This is a genomic window from Agromyces excoecariae, assembly GCF_051715505.1.
Taxonomy (GTDB): Bacteria; Actinomycetota; Actinomycetes; order Actinomycetales; family Microbacteriaceae; genus Agromyces.
On record NZ_JBPSLA010000001.1, the window covers coordinates 833,290 to 851,793 of the forward strand.

17 protein-coding genes, 3 tRNA genes and 1 pseudogene are annotated in these 18,504 nt (G+C 70.4%); 11 read left to right on the forward strand and 10 right to left on the reverse strand.

Annotated elements, in window-relative coordinates; all coding sequences use genetic code 11:
* The first annotated feature begins 218 nt into the window (after positions 1-218).
* The gene (locus ACSJD1_RS03845; protein WP_438853988.1) at positions 219-1,193 is read left to right on the forward strand and encodes a helix-turn-helix transcriptional regulator; all 975 of its coding nucleotides are present in this window, start codon (positions 219-221) and stop codon (positions 1,191-1,193) included.
* Here ACSJD1_RS03845 and ACSJD1_RS03850 read toward each other — a convergent pair.
* Positions 1,174-1,695 carry an AAA family ATPase gene (locus tag ACSJD1_RS03850; RefSeq protein WP_438853989.1) on the reverse strand — a complete coding sequence of 174 codons (522 nt, stop codon included), beginning with the start codon at positions 1,693-1,695 and terminating at the stop codon, positions 1,174-1,176. The two genes, ACSJD1_RS03845 and ACSJD1_RS03850, sit on opposite strands and share 20 nt — an antisense overlap.
* Before the next feature lie 132 nt (positions 1,696-1,827).
* On the opposite strand from ACSJD1_RS03850, the gene ACSJD1_RS03855 reads away from it, so the two are divergent.
* From ACSJD1_RS03855 to ACSJD1_RS03865, 3 genes are all read left to right on the forward strand, one after another.
* A complete protein-coding gene (locus ACSJD1_RS03855; protein ID WP_438853990.1) occupies positions 1,828-2,250 on the forward strand; it encodes a phage baseplate assembly protein V in 423 nt (140 codons plus the stop codon).
* Between the two features lie 10 nt (positions 2,251-2,260).
* Positions 2,261-2,572 (forward strand): PAAR domain-containing protein, encoded by a 312-nt coding sequence (locus ACSJD1_RS03860; protein WP_438853991.1) that lies wholly within the window; start codon positions 2,261-2,263, stop codon positions 2,570-2,572.
* 101 nt (positions 2,573-2,673) lie between these two features.
* The gene (locus tag ACSJD1_RS03865; protein ID WP_438853992.1) at positions 2,674-3,966 is read left to right on the forward strand and encodes an ATP-binding protein; all 1,293 of its coding nucleotides are present in this window, start codon (positions 2,674-2,676) and stop codon (positions 3,964-3,966) included.
* A gap of 46 nt (positions 3,967-4,012) precedes the next feature.
* Here ACSJD1_RS03865 and ACSJD1_RS03870 read toward each other — a convergent pair whose 3' ends face one another.
* The 3 genes from ACSJD1_RS03870 to ACSJD1_RS03880 form a co-directional block, all read right to left on the reverse strand.
* Positions 4,013-4,606, reverse strand: coding sequence for a YggT family protein (locus ACSJD1_RS03870; RefSeq protein ID WP_438853993.1), 594 nt, complete (start codon positions 4,604-4,606; stop codon positions 4,013-4,015).
* 170 nt (positions 4,607-4,776) lie between these two features.
* A complete protein-coding gene (locus tag ACSJD1_RS03875) occupies positions 4,777-7,023 on the reverse strand; it encodes a heavy metal translocating P-type ATPase (protein WP_438853994.1) in 2,247 nt (748 codons plus the stop codon).
* Positions 7,024-7,172: 149 nt separating this feature from the next.
* Positions 7,173-7,934 carry an SDR family oxidoreductase gene (locus ACSJD1_RS03880; protein ID WP_438853995.1) on the reverse strand — a complete coding sequence of 254 codons (762 nt, stop codon included), beginning with the start codon at positions 7,932-7,934 and terminating at the stop codon, positions 7,173-7,175.
* Between the two features lie 302 nt (positions 7,935-8,236).
* Here ACSJD1_RS03880 and ACSJD1_RS03885 point away from each other — a divergent pair, with 302 nt between their 5' ends.
* From ACSJD1_RS03885 to ACSJD1_RS03905, 5 genes are all read left to right on the forward strand, one after another.
* Positions 8,237-9,232 carry an adenosine deaminase gene (locus ACSJD1_RS03885; RefSeq protein WP_438853996.1) on the forward strand — a complete coding sequence of 332 codons (996 nt, stop codon included), beginning with the start codon at positions 8,237-8,239 and terminating at the stop codon, positions 9,230-9,232.
* A gap of 96 nt (positions 9,233-9,328) precedes the next feature.
* Positions 9,329-9,709 carry a RidA family protein gene (locus ACSJD1_RS03890; protein WP_438853997.1) on the forward strand — a complete coding sequence of 127 codons (381 nt, stop codon included), beginning with the start codon at positions 9,329-9,331 and terminating at the stop codon, positions 9,707-9,709.
* A gap of 175 nt (positions 9,710-9,884) precedes the next feature.
* Entirely contained in the window at positions 9,885-10,775 is an 891-nt protein-coding gene (locus ACSJD1_RS03895) for an HAD family hydrolase (protein WP_438854120.1), read from the forward strand.
* A gap of 22 nt (positions 10,776-10,797) precedes the next feature.
* Complete coding sequence (locus tag ACSJD1_RS03900) at positions 10,798-12,240, forward strand: metallophosphoesterase family protein (RefSeq protein WP_438853998.1); 1,443 nt, start codon at positions 10,798-10,800, stop codon at positions 12,238-12,240.
* A 204-nt stretch (positions 12,241-12,444) separates the two neighbouring features.
* Positions 12,445-13,752: a DUF2252 domain-containing protein gene (locus ACSJD1_RS03905; protein WP_438853999.1), complete on the forward strand. Its 1,308-nt coding sequence runs from the start codon at positions 12,445-12,447 to the stop codon at positions 13,750-13,752.
* Positions 13,753-13,957: 205 nt separating this feature from the next.
* On the opposite strand, the gene ACSJD1_RS03910 is transcribed toward ACSJD1_RS03905, so the two are convergent.
* Both ACSJD1_RS03910 and ACSJD1_RS03915 read right to left on the reverse strand, forming a co-directional pair.
* On the reverse strand, positions 13,958-14,296 hold the full coding sequence (locus ACSJD1_RS03910; RefSeq protein WP_438854000.1) for a PAS domain-containing protein: 339 nt from the start codon (positions 14,294-14,296) through the stop codon (positions 13,958-13,960).
* A 174-nt stretch (positions 14,297-14,470) separates the two neighbouring features.
* Positions 14,471-15,376: an alpha/beta fold hydrolase gene (locus tag ACSJD1_RS03915; protein WP_438854001.1), complete on the reverse strand. Its 906-nt coding sequence runs from the start codon at positions 15,374-15,376 to the stop codon at positions 14,471-14,473.
* A gap of 36 nt (positions 15,377-15,412) precedes the next feature.
* Here ACSJD1_RS03915 and ACSJD1_RS03920 point away from each other — a divergent pair.
* Positions 15,413-15,790, forward strand: a pseudogene (locus ACSJD1_RS03920) (AraC-like ligand-binding domain-containing protein); the annotation flags it as partial.
* A 259-nt stretch (positions 15,791-16,049) separates the two neighbouring features.
* Here ACSJD1_RS03920 and ACSJD1_RS03925 read toward each other — a convergent pair.
* The 3 genes from ACSJD1_RS03925 to ACSJD1_RS03935 all read right to left on the reverse strand — a co-directional run bounded on the left by ACSJD1_RS03925 (position 16,050) and on the right by ACSJD1_RS03935 (position 16,379).
* Positions 16,050-16,122 (reverse strand) — tRNA-Phe (locus tag ACSJD1_RS03925).
* 72 nt (positions 16,123-16,194) lie between these two features.
* Positions 16,195-16,268: transfer RNA gene (locus ACSJD1_RS03930), tRNA-Asp, on the reverse strand.
* A gap of 38 nt (positions 16,269-16,306) precedes the next feature.
* Positions 16,307-16,379 (reverse strand) — tRNA-Glu (locus ACSJD1_RS03935).
* Positions 16,380-16,622: 243 nt separating this feature from the next.
* Here ACSJD1_RS03935 and ACSJD1_RS03940 point away from each other — a divergent pair.
* Positions 16,623-17,924 (forward strand): M23 family metallopeptidase, encoded by a 1,302-nt coding sequence (locus ACSJD1_RS03940; RefSeq protein ID WP_438854002.1) that lies wholly within the window; start codon positions 16,623-16,625, stop codon positions 17,922-17,924.
* Positions 17,925-18,013: 89 nt separating this feature from the next.
* Here ACSJD1_RS03940 and ppa read toward each other — a convergent pair whose 3' ends face one another.
* Entirely contained in the window at positions 18,014-18,499 is a 486-nt protein-coding gene (gene ppa, locus ACSJD1_RS03945) for an inorganic diphosphatase (RefSeq protein WP_438854003.1), read from the reverse strand.
* Between the last annotated feature and the right edge of the window lie 5 nt (positions 18,500-18,504).

Below are 18,504 nucleotides of genomic sequence, written 5' to 3' on the forward strand. Positions count from 1 at the left end.
CCGACGGTGAAGCGAGGATTCGCGTGGCGGTCCCGATGCTCGCGGTCCCCCACCGCCGAGAATCGGGCACCGCCCGCACCCCGAATGCTACGCCTGCGCACGCGAGCGCGAACGCGACCGCCGAGGACTCTTCCGATTCCGGATACGCCGTCGCAGAGGTTCACGACGTACACTTGCCGGACCCGGCGCGTCCCCGATGCCGGGGGCGAGGATTCTGCATGGTCGGACTCACCCGGTCCGCGTTCGACACGCGCGACCCCGAGGCGGCGTGTCGCGCGTTCGAGCCCATGGTGCCGCGTCTCGCGTTCGGACGAGCGGATCCCGGGAGCTTCCGGGTGCGCCTTCGGTTCGACGCCGCGCCCTCGTTCACCGTGATCGAGTACGCGTTCGCCGCGCCGGCGGCCACCGTCGCGGGATCCGACGACCTGGTCGTCATCTCCGCGAAGGGCCGCGACTTCGACCTGCGTCACGGGCGCACGGCCGTCGACACCTCGCTGCCCTACCTCCAGGCGCCCGAGGGGCTCGCGGCTCGCTGGGACGCCGTGGCTGCGCGGGCCGTCATGCTCGACCGCGGCGCCGTCGCCGCCGCCGTCCGCGCGATCACGGGGGATGGGGACGCCGAGCTCGGCTTCGTCGGCGTCGCCCCCCGCAGTCCGGAGCTCGGCCGGCACTGGGAGCGGATCGTGCACCGCGTCCGCTCGGCCATGCTCGCGGCACCCGAGGCGTTCGCGGAACCGATCGTCGCAGCATCCGCGTTCAACCGCCTCGCGGTGGCGTACGTGTACGCCTTCCAGGTCGCCAAGCTCGACCTCGACGGCCGACGGATGCCGCTCGCCGGGCGCTCCGCGGTCGTCCGCGCCGCCGTCGAGCACATGCACGCGTACGCGCACGCGCCGATCACCGTCCAGGGGATCGCGGAAGCCGGCCACATCTCCGCACGCGGCCTGCACGCCGCATTCACGAACGAACTCGGGCATTCGCCGTCCGATCACCTCCGCGGCATCCGCCTCGCCGGAGTGCGCGACGAACTGCGCTTCGCGCCCCCCGACCAGTCCATCGCCGCCGTCGCGCGTCGATGGGGGTTCGTGCATCTCTCGCGCTTCGCGGAGTCGTACGCCCGTGCGTTCGGGGAGCTTCCCTCCGAGACGGTCGGAGCGCGACGCAGTTCCGTCGCTACCGTCGCGCGAGGATGAACTCGACCCGCTCCTCCGCCGGCAGCACCGGAACGCGGACCACGGGGATCGGCAGCGAGAGGTAGACCTCCATGAGGAGGTCGTGGATGCGGTGCTGGTCCTCGGCATCCTCGGTCCTGGCGTAGTCGCGGTGCAGCGGCAGCAGGTCCATCACGAAGACCTTGCGGTAGCGCACGTGCACGAGCGCCTCGAGCAGGACGGGGTCGGGATCGAGGCCGAGCAGCCGGTAGTACGCGAGCGAGTCGGGGATGGCCCGGTCGAGGAAGACGACCTCCTCCGGATCGAGCTCGGCCTCCTGGGCGAGCTGCAGCGCGAGCACGTTCCGCTGGAACTCCTCCTGTCGGGACCTCGTCTCCTCGACGGAGTGCCCGCCGAGCCGCTGCAGGTCGATGTAGTGGCGGCTCTCCTCGATCGTGGTGCGATAGCCGCGCTGCCGCAGCAGGTCGACCGTCGTGGTCTTGCCCGAACTCGGGCCACCCGTGATCACGTACCAGCGGGTCATCGTGCCCCCTCGCCTCGTCGTGAACGGATCGTATCGCCGGTTGCCGCGTGATTGCCGCGCCCACGTCGCCGGAGTAGCATGCGCGCCGGGCGGAGCGGAAGCCGGTTCGTGGGACCGGAGACGGGGGGCCGAGTGAGCGGGCCGTACTGGGGGAAGTACCGGGGCACGTGCGTCGAAGCGAACGATCCGCTGGCGATGGGCCGGATCCGGGTGTCCGTGCCTGCGGTGCTCGGCGGGGATGCGGCGTCATGGGCGACGCCGTGCCTGCCGGCGGCGGCCGGTGCCGGCGGTCTCGTCTGGATCCCTTCGGTCGGGGCTCCCGTGTGGGTGGAGTTCGAGGGCGGCGATCCGGCCTTCCCCATCTGGGTGGGCGGGTGGTTCGAACCGTTCGGTGCCGACGGACTCCGCCCCGGCGACATCCGCATCACGACCTCGACCGGGGCCGTCGTCACCCTCTCCGAGAGCGGGATCGCCATCGACACCGGGCACGGTGCGATCATCACGCTCTCCGGTCCGTCCGTCGACGTCAATCGCGGCGGCCTCACGGTCACCTGAGGCGGCGCGCGTGTCCGAACCGATCGTCGACGCCGGGACGCAGGTGCGCTGTCCGCACGGCGGTGCCGGCACCACGGCTTCGGTCGAGCCGCGCGTACGCGTGGCGGGCCGCCCGGTGGCGACCGTCGCGACCGCCTGGAGCGTCAGCGGATGCCGCGGCGAGGGTGTGCGAGGCTGCGTCGCCGCGCGCGCCCTCGGCGGATCGTCCAGGGTCGCCGCCGGCGGGGCGCCACTGGTCCGAGTGACCGACCCGATCGTCGGCGAACCGTCGGGCGCGGTCGTGTCGGTCGTCGTCTGGACCGACCGGGTTCGGATCGCCTGAGCCCGACGCGTCGCGTCACGGAGTTCGGACGCCGGGACCCGTCCCCGTACGCTGGCGTCACGGCGACGACGCCGGAGACGCATCGGCGGGAGGGGCGGCGGATGACCGGGTGGCGGATTCGGGAGTTCCATCGGGATGACCTCGACGGCATCCTGCACCTCTGGGAGCACGCGACGGACTCGCCGATCGAGCCCGTGTACGGGCTGAGCGAGGTGCTCGCGTCTTGCGAGAAGGACGACGCGCTGGTCGCCGTCCACGGCGAGGAGGTCGTCGGCGCGGTCGTCGGTCGTGCGGCGCACAACCAGGGGTGGATCGTCTTCCTCGCGACCACACCGGAGTGGCGCGGTCGGGGGATCGGCACGGCCCTGCTCGCCGCGCTCGAGAAGAAGATGGAGCCGCACGGGCTCGGCAAGCTCTCCGCACTCGTGCCCGAGGCGGAGGAGACGCGGGTCGACGCCTTCCGCCGCCAGGGGTTCGAGCTCCGGCAGCACCTCCGCTACTACGAGCGGCGCACCCCGGTCCAGCGCGAGGAGCTCAGCTCGCTCGCCGAGCTCGGCGGTCGCATCCTGCCGCGCGACCTGTGGGAGGGCGTGGCCGGGATGCGCCGCGAGAAGGAGATCCTCGAGCAGCGTCTCGTGATGCCGCTCGCCGAGCCCGACCTCGCCGAGCGCTTCGGCGTGGTGCCGCCGCGTGCCGTCGTGCTGTTCGGCCCGCCCGGGACGGGCAAGACGACCTTCGCGAAGGCGATCGCCTCGCGGCTGGAGTGGTCGTTCGTCGAGGTGTTCCCGTCCCGGCTCGCGGCCGATCCGGGCGGGCTGGCGGGGGCGCTGCGCGACACCTTCACGAAGATCGCGGAGCTCGAGCACGCGGTCGTCTTCATCGACGAGGTCGAGGAGATCGCGGCGCAGCGCTCCGGCGAACCGCCGTCGCCGCTCCAGGGCGTCACGAACGAGCTGCTGAAGATCATCCCGGCCTTCCGCGAACAGCCCGGCCGGCTGCTCGTCTGCGCCACGAACTTCATCCGTGCGCTCGACAGTGCGTTCCTGCGCCACGGCCGCTTCGACTACGTCATCCCGATCGGCCTGCCGGATGAGACGGCGCGGACGGCGATCTGGCAACGCTACGTTCCGGAGACCGTGGCGGACGACGTCGACCTCGGCGCGCTCGTGGATCGCACGGCGGGGTTCTCGCCCGCCGACATCGAGTTCGCCGCACGCAGCGCGTCGCAGCGCGCGTTCGAGGCCGCGCTCTCGGGTGGGCCGGATGGCGCGTCCGAGCGCCCCGGGCCGACCACCGAGGACTACCTCGACGCGATCGCGGGAACGCGCACCACCGTCTCGGCGGAGACGACGGCCGCGTTCCTGGAGGACATCGAAGCGCTCGCGCGGGTGTAGTCGGACGCGCCTCGGTCGGCGCCTCGCTCTGCCCGGCGACGCCCGATCAGTACGGCGGCGTCGAACCCGGCGGGGTGGCCGGGCCGTTCGGCGGTGCACCGGGCGCTGTGCCGGGCGTCGCGCCCGCGCCCGGCCGCGGCGGATAGCCCGCACCGCCCGTCGGGACCTGCCCGGCCGGGTAGCCGCCGACGATGGCCTGCGCACCGGACGGCGTGGTGCCCACGCCCTGCATGCGTCGGGCCTGCTCGGCCCGCGCCATCCGATCCATCTCGTCGCGGTGCTGCCGCTCTGACCGCTCGATGCGTCGACCGATCGCCGCGACGCCGGCACCGATCCCGCCCGCGATGAGGGAGTAGATGATGATCGCGAAGAGAGCCGACACGTCGAGGTAGCCGCCGTCGGAGAGGTCGCGCGTCGGGAAGATGTCGCGGAACGGATGCAGGTACGCATCCGAGACGCGATAGACGAACGCCGCGAACCCGGCGTCGGGATTCGCGGCGAAGAGGAGCAGGAACACCCGCAGCGAGAGGGCGATCACGCCGATCAGCACCCAGATGTAGAGGATCCAGGTCGCGATCTTCAGCAGCCGGAGGTACCAGGGCGGCTTCCACTCGGTCTCGGCGGCGTCGGTGCGGCTCATCGGGGTCCCCTTCCCCCTCGCGCGTCGCGAGGCGACCCGCCCAGCCAATCGCGTCGGGTGCGCCCGACGCAAGGGACGTGGGTCCTGCGGGATGCGAGTCGAGACGTGGGGCCGATCGCGTGGCCGGGCGACGATGTGTCGACGGCGTCGGATCGTCGGTGCCCGGGCTCTCAGGTGCGTGCGTGCTCCGGTTCGCCGGCGCGTCGCTCCGCGGTGTCGCCGAGGATCTCGCGAGTGCTCGTCTCGGGGCGCAGGTCGAGTCGGCGCAGGAGCTGCGCGTTCCCGGCGACGATGATGGTCGAGAGCGACATCAGGATGGCGCCGACGGACATGGGCAGCACGAACCCGATGGGTGCGAGCACGCCGGCTGCGAGCGGGACCGAGATGAGGTTGTACCCGGCGGCCCACCAGAGGTTCTGCTTCATCTTGCGGTAACTCGCCCGTGAGAGTTCGATGACCGACAGCACGGAACGGGGGTCGTCGCTGGCGAGGATCACGCCGGCCGAGGCGATCGCGACATCCGTGCCCGCGCCGATCGCGATGCCGACGTCGGCCTGCGCGAGCGCGGGGGCGTCGTTGACGCCGTCGCCGACCATCGCCACTCTTCGACCCTCGCGCTGCAGTTCGTGGACCTTCGCCGACTTGTCCTCGGGACGGACGCCCGCGAAGTAGCGGTCGATGCCGAGGTCGGACGCCACGGACCGGGCCACCGCGTCGGCGTCACCGGTGATCATGACCACCTCGATGTCGAGCCGGTGCAGCGCGTCGACCGCCTCACGGGATTCGTCGCGGATCGCATCGGCGAGCTCGAGCGCGCCGATCACCGTGCCGTCCTCGACCACGTGCAGGATGATCGCGCCGTGTTCGCGCCAGTCCTCCGCGATCGGGAGCTCGTCCACGCCCTCCTCTGCGAGCAGGTGCGGGCCGCCGACTCGGATCGCGGCGCCGCCGACGGTCGCCGTGACGCCCACCGCGGGCGCGGACTCGAATCCCGTCGCTGCGGCGATCTGCAGGCCCCGTCTCGTCGCGGATTCGACGATCGCACGTGCGAGCGGGTGCTCGGAGTCCGTCTCGGCTGCCGCCGCGAGCGCCAGGACCTCGTCGGCGTCTCGTCCGGGCACGGTCTCGACGGCGACGACGGTCGGCTGGCCCTTGGTGAGCGTGCCGGTCTTGTCGAAGAGGACGCTGGTCACCGTGCGCATGCTCTCGAGCGCCAGTCGGTCCTTGATCAGCACGCCGCCGCGGGCGGCGCGCTCGGTGGCGATCGAGACGACCAGGGGGATCGCCAGTCCCAGTGCGTGCGGGCACGCGATCACGAGGACGGTGATCGTTCGCACGACGGCTTCGTCCGGGAGGCCGAGCATGCTCCAGACCGCCGCGGTGATCACGGCCGCGCCGAGTGCGAACCAGAACAGCCACGCGGCAGCCCGATCGGCGATGCGCTGCGCGCGCGAGGACGAGTTCTGGGCGTCCTCGACGAGGCGACGGATGCCGGCCAGGGCCGTGTCGTCGCCGACCGCGTCGACCTCGATGCGGATGCCGGAGTCGGTGGCCACCGTTCCCGCGACGACATGGTCGCCGTCGCTGCGCCGGACGGTCTTCGATTCGCCGGTGATCATGGACTCGTCCATGCTCGCCGTGCCGGCGATGACCGTCCCGTCTGCGGGGATGCGTCCGCCGGGGCGGACGACGACGACGTCGCCGACGCGGAGGTCGGCCGGAGCAACGGTGACGGTCGTGTCGCCCTCGACACGCTCCGCTTCGTCGGGCAGCAGCGCGGCGAGAGAGTCGAGCGCCGACGTCGTCTGCGCGAGCGAGCGCATCTCGAGCCAGTGCCCGAGCAGCATGATCACGATCAGCAGCGCGAGTTCCCACCAGAAGTCCAGCTCGTGGTCGACGAGCCCGATGGTCGCGCCCCAGCTCGCGAGGAACGCCACGGTGATCGCGAGGCCGATGAGGAGCATCATGCCGGGCTTCAGCGCCCGGAGTTCGCTGACCGCGCCGGTCAGGAAGGGGCGTCCGCCCCAGACGTACATGACGGTGCCGAGCACTGGTGAGATCCACCCGACCCAGGCCTGTTCCGGCAGGTCGTAGCCGACGATCATCGCGAACATCGGCGAGAACGCGACGACCGGAACGGCGAGGAGGAGGTTGATCCAGAAGAGTCGGCGGAACTGTCCGACGTGGTCGCCGTGGCCGGCGTGGCCGGCGTGGCCGGCGTGGCCGCTGTGTGCGTCGTGGCCGGCGTGGGCATCGTGACCTGTGTGTGCGTCGTGGCCCGCGTGTGCGTCGTGCCCGGCGTGCGCGTCGTGGTCGTGCTCGCCGTGCATTGCGTGCATCGCCTCGCTCGCGGCATCCGCTCGGCCATGGCCTGCCTGCTCGTGGGGCTGCGTGTCGCTCCGTGCGCGCTCGTCCATCGTCTCGCCCTTCCGGATCGCCAGGCGAACGGCGGAACGCCGTTCGTCCGTGCCAACACGGACGACTATACCCCCATGGGGTACTAATGCCAAGCGAAGAATGCGTGGCTTGACGTACCCCACGGGGATAAACCGCGCGGTCCGCGGGCCTACTTCGCGGATGTCGTGGCGGCCTGCGCGGCCAGCCACTCGTCGAACGTCGTGCTCGAGAGCTCGGCACGTGCGCCGGGGGTGAGTTCGCCGCCGTGCAGCAGCGTGCCGAAGTACGTCGCGTCGGGATCGGCGACGACCTCGCGCTCGTCGCCGTGCGCGGCGAGTCCCCGGCGGAGGAAGTCGGGCATGGCGATCCGCTCCGGCCCACCGATCTCGAGCACGCCGTTCCGGGGTTCGGACGCGGCGGCGCGAGCGACGGCGGCCGAGACATCCGCCGCCGCGATGGGCTGCAGGCCGGTCGACGCCCGCACGACGCCGTCGACCGTCGCCGCCTCGGCGATGGCGCGCGCGAACTCGTAGAACTGCGTTGCACGGACGATCGTGTACGGCCGACCCGAGTCGGTGATGAGTCGCTCCTGCGCGACCTTCGCGCGCAGGTACCCGCTGTCGGGCAGCCGGTCCGCGCCGACGATCGACAGGGCGACGTGGTGCCCGACGCCCGCCTCCCGCTGGGCGTCGAGCAGGTTCCGGGTCGACGTCGTGAAGAAGGCCATGACGTCGTCGTCGGCGAACGAGGGCGAGTTCGTCACGTCCACGACGACGTCGGCGCCGCGGAGCGCGTCGGCGACGCCGTCGCCGCTGAGGGTGTTCACGCCGGAGTTCGGCGACGCCGGCACCGCCTCATGGCCGTGCTCGGTGAGCAGCTCGACGACCTTCGAGCCGATGAGTCCGGTGCCTCCGATGACGACGATCTTCATGCTGGTGCCTTCCGTCCGGGCCGCGGCGATTCCGCTGCCGACACCAGTTCAGACCGGATGCCGCACCGGGATGTGACACGCAGGGCGCGCGCATCGGAGCCGGCGTGCGCCCTGCCGCACGCCGGCACGGGCGATCGTCGCAGGTGCCCTGGGTCGGGCCGAACCCGCTATCTGCACACGTGCCGAAGGTCCCGAGGCGAAGCGAGAGGCGGGGACTAATTTCTGAGCTGTCGAGGGGGGACCGGGATGGTGTCGTGCCGTGACGGCTGGGATATCGGCGTGCCGAAGCCGAGGAACTGGTCGTGAGGCCGCCGGTCGCGGAGCTCCACCTCCACCTCGAGGGAACGCTGGAGCCCGCGTTCATCATGGAGACCGCCGCGAAGCACAGCCTCGAATTGCCGTGGCGTTCGCTCGAGCACCTCGAGGCGCAGTACGAATTCACCGACCTTCAGTCCTTCCTCGACCTCCTGTACGTCAACCTCGAGGTGCTCCGCGACGAGGACGACTTCGCGGAGGTCACTCGGCGGTACCTCGTCCGTGCGGCGGCCGCAGGGGTGCGGCACGCCGAGATCTTCTTCGACGTCCAGGCGCACACGCGGCGGGGGATCCCGGCCGAGACGGTGATCCGCGGCATCCGGAGCGCGTTGGACCGCAGCGTCGACGACCACGGGATGACGACGAAGCTCATCATGTCGTTCTGGCGCGACCTTCCGCCGGAGGATGCGATGCACGCGCTGGCCGAGGTGCTCGACGCCGGCCTGCCGATCGACGGCATCGGGTTGGACTCCGCGGAGGTCGGGTATCCGCCGTCGCTGTTCGTCGACGTCTACCGGGCGGCCCGCGACGCCGGGCTCCATGTCGTGGCGCACGCCGGCGAGGAGGGCCCGCCGGAGTACGTCCGGGAGGCGCTCGACCTGCTGCGGGTCGAACGCATCGATCACGGCATCCGGAGCCTCGAGGATCCGGAGCTCGTCGAGCGGCTGGTTCGCGACCGCGTTCCGCTGACGGTCTGCCCGCTGTCGAACGTCCGGCTTCGAACGGTCGACACGATGGCGGAGCATCCGCTGCCCCGGATGCTCGAACTCGGCCTGCTCGTGAGCGTGAACTCGGACGACCCGGCCTACTTCGGCGGGCACCTCGATGCGAACGTCGATGCCGTCGTCGCTGAGTTCGGCCTCGATGACGGAGCGCTCGAGCAGTTGGCGCGGAACTCGATCGACTCAGCGTTCCTGGAACGCGGCGAACGGGCGCGGCTGCACGGCGAGATCGACGCGTGGAAGCGCCATCGATCCGGTTGAGACGTGCCGTCCGTCGGGCGCGACCTCTGGCGGCGCGCGCGACCCTCTGCCACGATGCAGGGCATCGCTCGCCTGCGTGCAACGAGGAGGCTCGCAATGACCAGGGAGATCATCACCACCCCGGATGCTCCGAGCTCGCCGTTCTACAGCCAGGGAGTGCGAGCCGGGGCGCACATCCACGTCTCCGGCACGGTGGGCGTCGACGTGACGACCGGGGCGCTCGCGGGCGAGACCATCGAGGAGCAGACCCGGCAGGCGCTCGCGAACTGCGAGGCGATCCTGACGGCGGCAGGGGCGGGGCTCGACGACGTCGTCGAGGTCGGCATCCTCCTCGCGAGACCCGAGGACTTCGCCGGGCTGAACGAGGAGTACGCCCGTTGGTTCACGTCGGACTCGCCCGCTCGGTACGTCGCGAAGCTCGGCGTCGAGCTCCCCGGCATCCTCGTCTCCATCAGGATGACGGCCGTCACTGGTTAGCGACGCCACCTCCCTCCCTGAGGGCACTTCGTACGCGATCACGACGGGTTCCTCGACGGGTGGTCGCGCCGCTCTGCCGACGGATCTCGGGCGGCCGCGACCGGGTCGAAGGTCCTGTCCCGCTCGGACGCGCGAGGACTAGCTTCTGACCCATCGAGGGTTCGGGGCGGTGACCATGTCGTATCTGGACGGTTGGAACGAGGGCGCGGCGAAGCGGGCGATCCTGGACTACGTCGTTGGTTCGGCGACCGAGGGTGCGTCGGCATTCGTGCCGCTCGCGGATCGCGTCGCGGCGTTCGACAACGACGGCACGCTGTGGGTCGAGCAGCCGGCGCCCGCGCAGACGGGGCTGCTCCTCGGCAAGCTCGCGGACCAGGTGCGTTCGGATCCGTCGTTGGCGTCGCTCGAGCCGTACCGGTCGCTGGTGGCTCGTGATCCGGATTTCCTGGCTGCGCTCGCGCGCCAGGATCCGGACACGGTGGTGGCGTTCCTCGGGGCCGTCGGGCGGGCGTGGGAGGGCAGCACGCCGGAGGAGTACGACGCCGAGGTCCGCGCGTTCCTCGCGGCGACGCGGCATCCGACGCTCGATCGGCCCTTCACCGACCTCGTCTACCGGCCGATGCTGGAGCTCTTCGACCTGCTCCGGGACCACGGCTGGCGGGTGTTCGTGTGCTCGGGCGGCGGACGCGACTTCATGCGCGTGATCGCCGAGGAGACGTGGGGGGTCCTGAAGGAGAACGTGATCGGGTCCGCTCCCGAGTTCGAGTACCGCGACGGTCGCCTCGTACGGGAGAACACGCTGCTCGGCAACGTGGCGCTCGGCCCGGGCAAGCCGGAGCACCTCTTCGCGCGCACCGGGCGGCTGCCGAGGTTCGCCGCAGGCAACGGCGACGTCGACATCGAGATGCTCGAGGTCGCGGCCTTCCGCCTCGTCATCGTCCACGACGACGCGGAGCGCGAGTTCGACTACACGTCGGGCGCGGAGCGGATCCTCGAGCGTGGGCGCACCGACGGCTGGGTGATGGCGAGCGTGCGGGAGGACTGGCGCACGGTGTTCGGCGAGTGAGCGCCACGAGCGAGGGGAATCGATGACCATGTCCGCGGATGAAGACCGGAGCACCCCCGAGATCGACCCGAAGGACCACGCGCGCCGCGTGTGGCGGCAGTCGCACGGCTACACCGGCGAGGCACTGGTCGAGTACGCGAAGAGCCTCGAGTGGCTGCTCGACGACCCGCGCTACCAGGACCCGGACTTCGAGCCGCCGCAGACGCTGACGTACTACCTCGGCATCGTCTCGGTCATCGAGGCCGAGGCGATCCGGATGATCCAGGCGGGACCACCCTACGAGCCGAAGATGCACATCGAGGGCTCCTTCTCGATCTCGCAGATCGAGGCGTTCTTCCCGCCGCGCTGGGTCGAATTCCTGCAGCGGATGGGCCTGAAGAAGTCCGCCATCACGCCCGAGATGCTCGCGGAGTGGGAGCCGCTGCTGAGCAACAACACGCCGCTCCGCGATGGGGCGCTGCTGTCGAACCACACGTGGTCGCTCACGGATCCGGCGTGGACTCTCGTCGCCCCGTCGTACGTCGCGAGGCTGCTCGACCCGTCGATCACGCACCCGTTCGGCACGGACCCCGCATGGATCAGGATCGACGACGCCGACGAGCTCACGCTCGGGCTGACGGGTGACTGGGGCGGCGGGGCCTACTTCGACGGCGAGGGCGTCGTCTCGCCGCCGATCGCGATCATGGACAAGATGATGGAGCTCGGCGTGGACTACACCGTCCACCTCGGCGACGTGTACCCGCTCGGCTCCATGCAGATCTACCCGCTCTTCCTGCGCGACTGGAAGCCGGGGCGCCGCGGCAGCTTCAACCTGAACTCCAACCACGACATGTACGCGTGGGCGAAGGGCTACTTCGAGGCGGGCCTGAAGCACCCGACGTTCGCGGCGCAGCAGGGCACGAGCTACTTCGCCGTCGAGTTCGGCGACTGGATCATCGTCGGCCTCGACTCGGCGTACGCGGCCGAGTTGCCGCTCATGTACGACGGGAAGATCCAGGACGAGCACCAGCGGGCGTTCCTCCGGCGGGTGCGCGAGCAGTCCGACCGAACCGGGCAGAAGGTGTTCGTCATGACGCACCACCACGCCCTGCTGCCGGAGGGGAACGAGAAGAGCTCGCTGTGGGACGACGTCGTGTCCGACCACGCGCTGGGTCGGGCGCCCGACGTCTGGTACTACGGGCACTATCACGCGGCCGCCGTCTATTCGGAGCATTCGGCCGCCGGGCCGAACACCAAGGCCAGGGTCATGGGTCACGGCGCGATCCCGTTCGCGCCGCCCGCCGAGCTCGCGGAGAACGCCGGACCGGGAAAGCCCATCGAGTGCTACGCCCACACCCCCTACGACGACGATGTGCCCGAGCACCGCGGCCGCGCGATGAACGGCTTCGCCCACGTCACGCTCAGCCGCGACGGCGGCATCCGCGAACGGTTCTACAACCAGGACGGCTCGGAGATGTGCGGCTGAGTCCGCCCTGATCCGCACCACTCGAGGACGGATGATGTCAGCAGCCGCACCCACCGCCGGGCAGCGGGCGAGAGCCGCCGCAGGGCCACGATGATGGACGCGGCGAGTCGTGCCGGCGGCGCCCGTCGCGACCGCGTGGACCCGTCGTCGCTGCGCGGCCTCGATCGGAGGGCTCGATACGCCCGAGGCGCCGCGCGACGTGACATGGTCCCGGTCGAACGACACTCCGAACTCCCGCAGCCGGGCGACCGGCCCGACCCGGTGGACCTGCTCGTCGCGCAGGATGCGCAGCGCATCCCCGAACTCGTATCGATCCGGCACGGGCGGATGAGCGCGAGCGCGTTCACGTTCTACCGGGGGGCGGCTGCCGTGATGGCGTCCGACCTGTCGCAGGTGCCCGATTCGGGTGTGGAGGTCCAGCTGTGCGGTGACGCCCACCTGGCGAACTTCGGCCTGTTCAACGGGCCCGACCGGCGTCTCGTGTTCGACGTCAACGACTTCGACGAGACACACCCCGGGCCGTTCGAATGGGACCTGAAGCGGCTCGCGGCGAGCGTCACCGTCGCCGGCCGCGGCAACGGGCTCGATGCGGCGAAGACCAGGTCGGCCACGCGGTCCGCGCTCTCCGAGTATCGCCGCGTGATCGGGGATCTCGCCGAACGGGACCCGTTCGCGGTCCACTACTTCCGGCTCGAACTCGACGCGCTCCTCGAGGCGACACAGGGCAAGGATGCCGAGCGGCTTGAGAAGGCCGGACGCCGGGCGTCCGGACGGACGAGCCTCCGGGCGTTCGATCGCCTGACGGAACGCGCAGGGGGCACCTGGCGGATCGTGGACGATCCGCCGCTCGTCTTCCACTTCGACATGGACTCCGACGAGGGCGAGCAGGTCGGCGTCTTCTTCGACGCCTACCGGTCTACCCTGCCGCTGGGCCTGCGGCGCCTTCTCGAGCGCTACGAGGTCGTGGATCTGGCGATCAAGGTGGTCGGCGTGGGCAGCGTCGGGACGAGGTGCGTCATCGCCCTGCTCACGACGGCCGATGGCGAGCCGCTCGTGCTGCAGTTCAAGGAGGCCACCGCTTCAGTCCTGGAGCCGTACCTCGGACCGCGCGACTTCGCCGAGGCGGGCGAGCGCGTCGTCCAGGGCCAGCGCCTCATGCAGGCGAGCGGCGATGTCCTCCTCGGATGGGCGCGATACGACTCGCCTCGTAGTCGCCGTCCGCTCGACTTCTACGCCAGGCAGCTGTGGGACGGCAAGGGCTCGCTCGTCGTGGAGGCGATGGGCGGCAAGGTCCTGTCACGCTACGCCGGCCTGTGCGGGGCGACACTCGCCCTCGCCCACGCCCGCAGCGGCGACGCCACGGCGATCAAGGGCTACCTCGGCGACGACGACACGTTCGACCGTGCGGTGGTCGAGTTCGCCTCCGCATACGCCGACCTGACCGAACGGGACCACGCCGCACATCTGGCTGCCATCGCCGACGGGCGGATCCACGCCGTTCGGGACGTCTGAGGGGAGTATCGAGGGTGATTCGCCGCGCAAACGCCGGTGTCCGCGATGCAGTCGACGACCTTCCGCTCGCCGACTCGGCGACGGGGTCCGGCCAGAACGCCCGCGGTGACTCGCGATGCAGCACACCGACATGGCAGGTCAACGTCCCGGCGGCGTCACCCTCGTCGCGTTCAGCGGCTCGCGGGGATCCGTAGAGCCCGATCGCTCAGTCGCTGGGGACCGCGAACGAGATCCCGAAGGTGACTCGCTCGCCGTCGAGCTCGCCGGGCCACTTGCACACGCTCACATCGCCAGCGCCCTCGATCCGCTCGTGCGTGTACAACGGCTCGCCGCTGTCCAGCACGTGCCGGTCGTTCGCCTGCAGGGTCGCTGCTGTTTCCGATGATTCCGCGGCCGGACCGAAGTCCGCGTCGGTCCTGCCTTGCACCGATCCTCCCGCGAAGCGATCCATCTGCGAGCTGCCCCAAAGGTAGGTGCCGCTCGCGTCCTTCACCCACAGGTAGAACGGAACGTTCTTGAACGGCTCGAAGTCGGTGATGCGCATCATTCCTCCTCGGACCGCGCGGCCCGCCGACGCGGACGCGCGTGCGCGCCAGACGCTACCACCGGCGCTCGCGCGCTCGTGAGACCTTCGGCCCGCTCGGATCGGGGCGGAAGTGACATCGCCGGACGCCCGTGCGTCCCGCGGGTCGAGGTGCGCTGGTCTGCTCCTGCCGTGTCATCGGTCGCCATCGGGACCACCGAGAGCGGCCGCGTCGGTTCGGGTGCCCGCTGCCAGCGGCGCCCAGAACTGGATCCAGCGGTCTCGGTCGACGAAGCCGTAGTGGCCCGCGCCCGGCCAGACGTGCAGGCTCGCGTGCGGAAGCCGTTCGGCGACGTGCATCGGCATCTCCGGCGAGATGATCGAATCGGCATCGCCGTAGAACACCTCGAACGGTTGCGCCACGTCTTCGAGTTCGAAGCCCCAGTCCCAGAGCGCCATCGTCATCTCGTAGAGGCCCTCCTCGTCCTGGACCATGCCGGCGGTGAAGTTCGCTTCGAACATCTCGCGCTGGGCCGGATCGTCGAGGAACGTGGATGCATCCGAGGGGTCGTCCTCGGCCATCGACTCGACGAAGGTCCCGATGTCCTGCTTCGCCTTCTTGACGTCGGCCCGGTAGGCCCATCGGATGACGTGATGCAGGTGACGCAGCTTCACGATGAGCTTGAGATCGCGCATCACGAGCATCTTGGCGAATCCGTCCTCGTCGAACGGTCCGACCGGTGACGCGAGGACCCCGGCCACAACGCGGTCGGGCAGATGCGCGGCGACCGCCAGGGCGTGCGGGCCGCCCCCGGAATGACCCGCAACCGCGAACTGCTCGAACCCGACGTGGTCGGCCAGCTGCTCCATGTCGGCCCCCCAGTCGGCCATCCGCCGACCGTGCTGCGGCGTCGACCCGCCCACCCCCGGCTGGTCGGCGACGACGACGCGTACACCGAGGGAACCGTTGAGGGCCTCATCGGGGTTGCGGATCAATCGTGAATCCGAGAGCCCATGGCAGAAGATCACCGGGTTCCCGTCCGGATCCCCGAACGAGTCGTACGAGAGCTCGCGGCCATCGGCCAAGGTCATCGTCTGCATCAGCTTCCCCTCCAGACTTCCCGGATGTGGGCGCGGATGCCCACCCATGCCGTCGACGCTACGCCGCCCGGCGCCGGTCGCCGTTGCACGTCAGTCTCAATTTCGCGTTACCTCGGGGGGCGCATCCGTTTCGAGCTCGACGGAGACGAACTGGCGCTCGACGCGGAGCACGTCGGGGTGCTCGACCTCGGCCGGCCGTTCCATGCCACCTGCAGTGATGTGGACACGATCTGGGTCGTGATCCCGCGCCATCGGATGCCCGCGTCGGCGCGGTCCTCGTCTTGGGCCCGATTCCACCGGGACTCGCCGCGCGGGCGCGTGCTGCGAAGTGCAGTCATGTCGGCCTGGCTTCGACTCCCGGACGCGCAGGCCAGTGACGCCCCGGCGATGGCCCACGAGATCGTGGACGCCGCCGGATCGGCCCTCGGCCGCGGCGACTTCACCCCATCCGATTCCGCGCTCGCGACGGCGATGCGCGAGTTCGTGCTCACGCGCCTCGACGACCTGGAGCTCGACGCGCGAGGTGCACGCCGCCCGCCCACCCGCGATTACGACCCCGACAGCAGTCGAAAGATCGACACGTTCCATCACTGGGCCGCGCGGCGACCTGAGGCAAGGCGGTGCAACGGATGCCAAACGCGAAAACCCCCGGCGAACCGGGGGTTTTCGTCTGTGGCTCCGACCGGCATCGATCCGGTGACCTTTCGATTTTCAGTCGAACGCTCTACCAACTGAGCTACAGAGCCTCGGGGTGCAGAACACCTCGATGATAAGGAGAAAGCCCCTTCTCTCGAAAGGGAAAGGGCTTGTCGCCTGAGCGACCCTGACGGGACTTGAACCCGCGACCTCCGCCGTGACAGGGCGGCACGCTAACCAACTGCGCCACAGGGCCTCGTAATGAAGCTGTTCAATTGTAAACCCATCGCTGGGTGACCCCAACGGGATTCGAACCCGTGCTGCCGCCGTGAAAGGGCGGTGTCCTAGGCCGCTAAACGATGGGGCCGGAAGGTCGTGCCCTAGGGCTCGACCGCCGAGAAGAAAGCATACGCATACCTCGGCCAGAATCCAAAACGAGGCGGGCAAGACGCGCAACGCGCGGCCGAAATGCCCGATCCGCGGTCGTTCCGAACCTACTGTGACAGGGCCACTGCCCGCATGGCGGGTACGCGAGCGCGGTCCGGACGGCCCGCGCGGATGGGGAATCATGTCGGGAACCGCAGGACGCCGAGCCCCCTGGGGGTCGCGAATGCGCGCGCTCGCCGGCGCGCTCGTCATCGTGTTCGCGGCCACCGCCGGTGTGGTGGCGAATCCCGTCGCCGCGACCGCCGCCGACTACCCCACGTGGGAGGAACTGCAGAAGGCCAAGGCGAACACGAAGGCCGCAGCGCAGGCGGTCGACGAGATCATCGGCCTCATCGCCGACCTCGAGGCGAACGTCGAGGCGGCACGCGCCGAAGCGCAGCGCCGCACCGACGAGTTGATCGTGGCGCAGCAGCAGTACGACGACGCGGTGCGGCGTGCCGACGAGATCCAGGCGCAGGCCGACGAGGCGAAGGCCGAGGCCGAGGAGGCCGAGCGCAATGCCGGGCAGCTCGCCGCCCAGCTCTACCGGACCGGCGGGTCCGACCTCGGCGTGAACCTGATGTTCGACGCGGGCGATGCGGCCCGCACCGACGAACTGCTCGCCAAGCTCGGTTCGATGGAGAAGCTCGTCGAACGCACGGCCGACATCTACGAGCAGGCGAGGGAGGCCGGCAACACCGCCCAGGCGCTCGCCGACCAAGCCGAGGTGGCTCGCGTCGAGCGCGAGAAGCTGCGGGTCGCGGCCGAGCAGGCGCTCGCCGCCGCCCAGGCAGCCCAGGCGGCGGCCGAGCAGGCGCTCGCCGAGTCCGAGGAGAAGAAGATCGAGCTCGACCAGCAGCTCAAGTTCCTCAAGGACACCGAGGCGAAGACCGCGGCCGCCTACCAGGAGGGCGAGCGCAAGCGGAAGGAAGAGGAGGAGCGACGACGTCGCGCCGCAGCAGCAGCAGCAGCGGCTGCGGCCGCCGCGGCAGCAGCAGCGGCAGCCGCAGCCGGCGGTGGCGGTGGCGGTGGCGGTGGCGGTGGTGGCGGCGGCCAGGCCGCGTCGTCCGGTTGGTCGAAGCCCGCGTACGGCTGGATCTCGGGCAGCTACGGCCCTCGCCAGGTCATCTGCAGCGGCGGGTACTGCTCGAACTCGTTCCACTACGCGACCGACATCGCGACCGGGTGCTCGGCGCCCATCTACGCGGCGCACTCGGGCACGGTCGTCTACGCCGGATGGTCGGGCAGCTACGGCAACTTCATCAAGATCGACCACGGCGGCGGCATCTACACGGGCTACGCCCACATCCGCCCGGGCGGCCTGTTCGTCGGGTACGGGCAGTGGGTGAACTCCGGGCAGGTGATCGCCTCGAGCGGCACGACGGGTGCCTCCACCGGCTGCCACCTGCACTTCGAGGTGTACGACGGCTGGAGCCGGATCAACCCCGTCCCCTTCCTCGCCGCGCGCGGCATCTACCTCGGCTGAGACGCGGCCCGGCAGACACGACGAGGGGGCGAGCCGTCAGGCTCGCCCCCTCGGTGCGTGCAGGCGGATGCCGCGGCATCCGCTCGGGCTCAGTGACCCGGGTACGCCTCGATCGCCTTCGCGATGAGCCGCTCGGCCTCCGCGGCGTTCGCCCAGCCCTCGGTCTTGACCCACTTGCCGGGCTCGAGGTCCTTGTAGTGCTCGAAGAAGTGCTCGATCTCCTTGCGCGTGTACTCGGGGATGTCCTCCACATCCTGGATGTAGTCCCAGCGCGGGTCGCCGGCGGGCACCGCGAGGACCTTGGCGTCGCCGCCGCCGTCGTCGACCATGTTGAAGACGCCCACGGGGCGCACCTTCACGCCGACGCCCGGGAAGAGCGGGTACTGGGTGAGCACGAGCACGTCGAGCGGGTCGCCGTCGTCGCCGAGCGTGTTCTCGAAGAAGCCGTAGTCGGTGGGGTAGACGAAGTTCGTGTAGAGCACGCGGTCGAGGAACACCCGGCCGGTCTCGTGGTCGACCTCGTACTTGTTGCGGCTCCCCTTGGGGATCTCGATGACGGCGGCGTACTCGCCCATGTGCT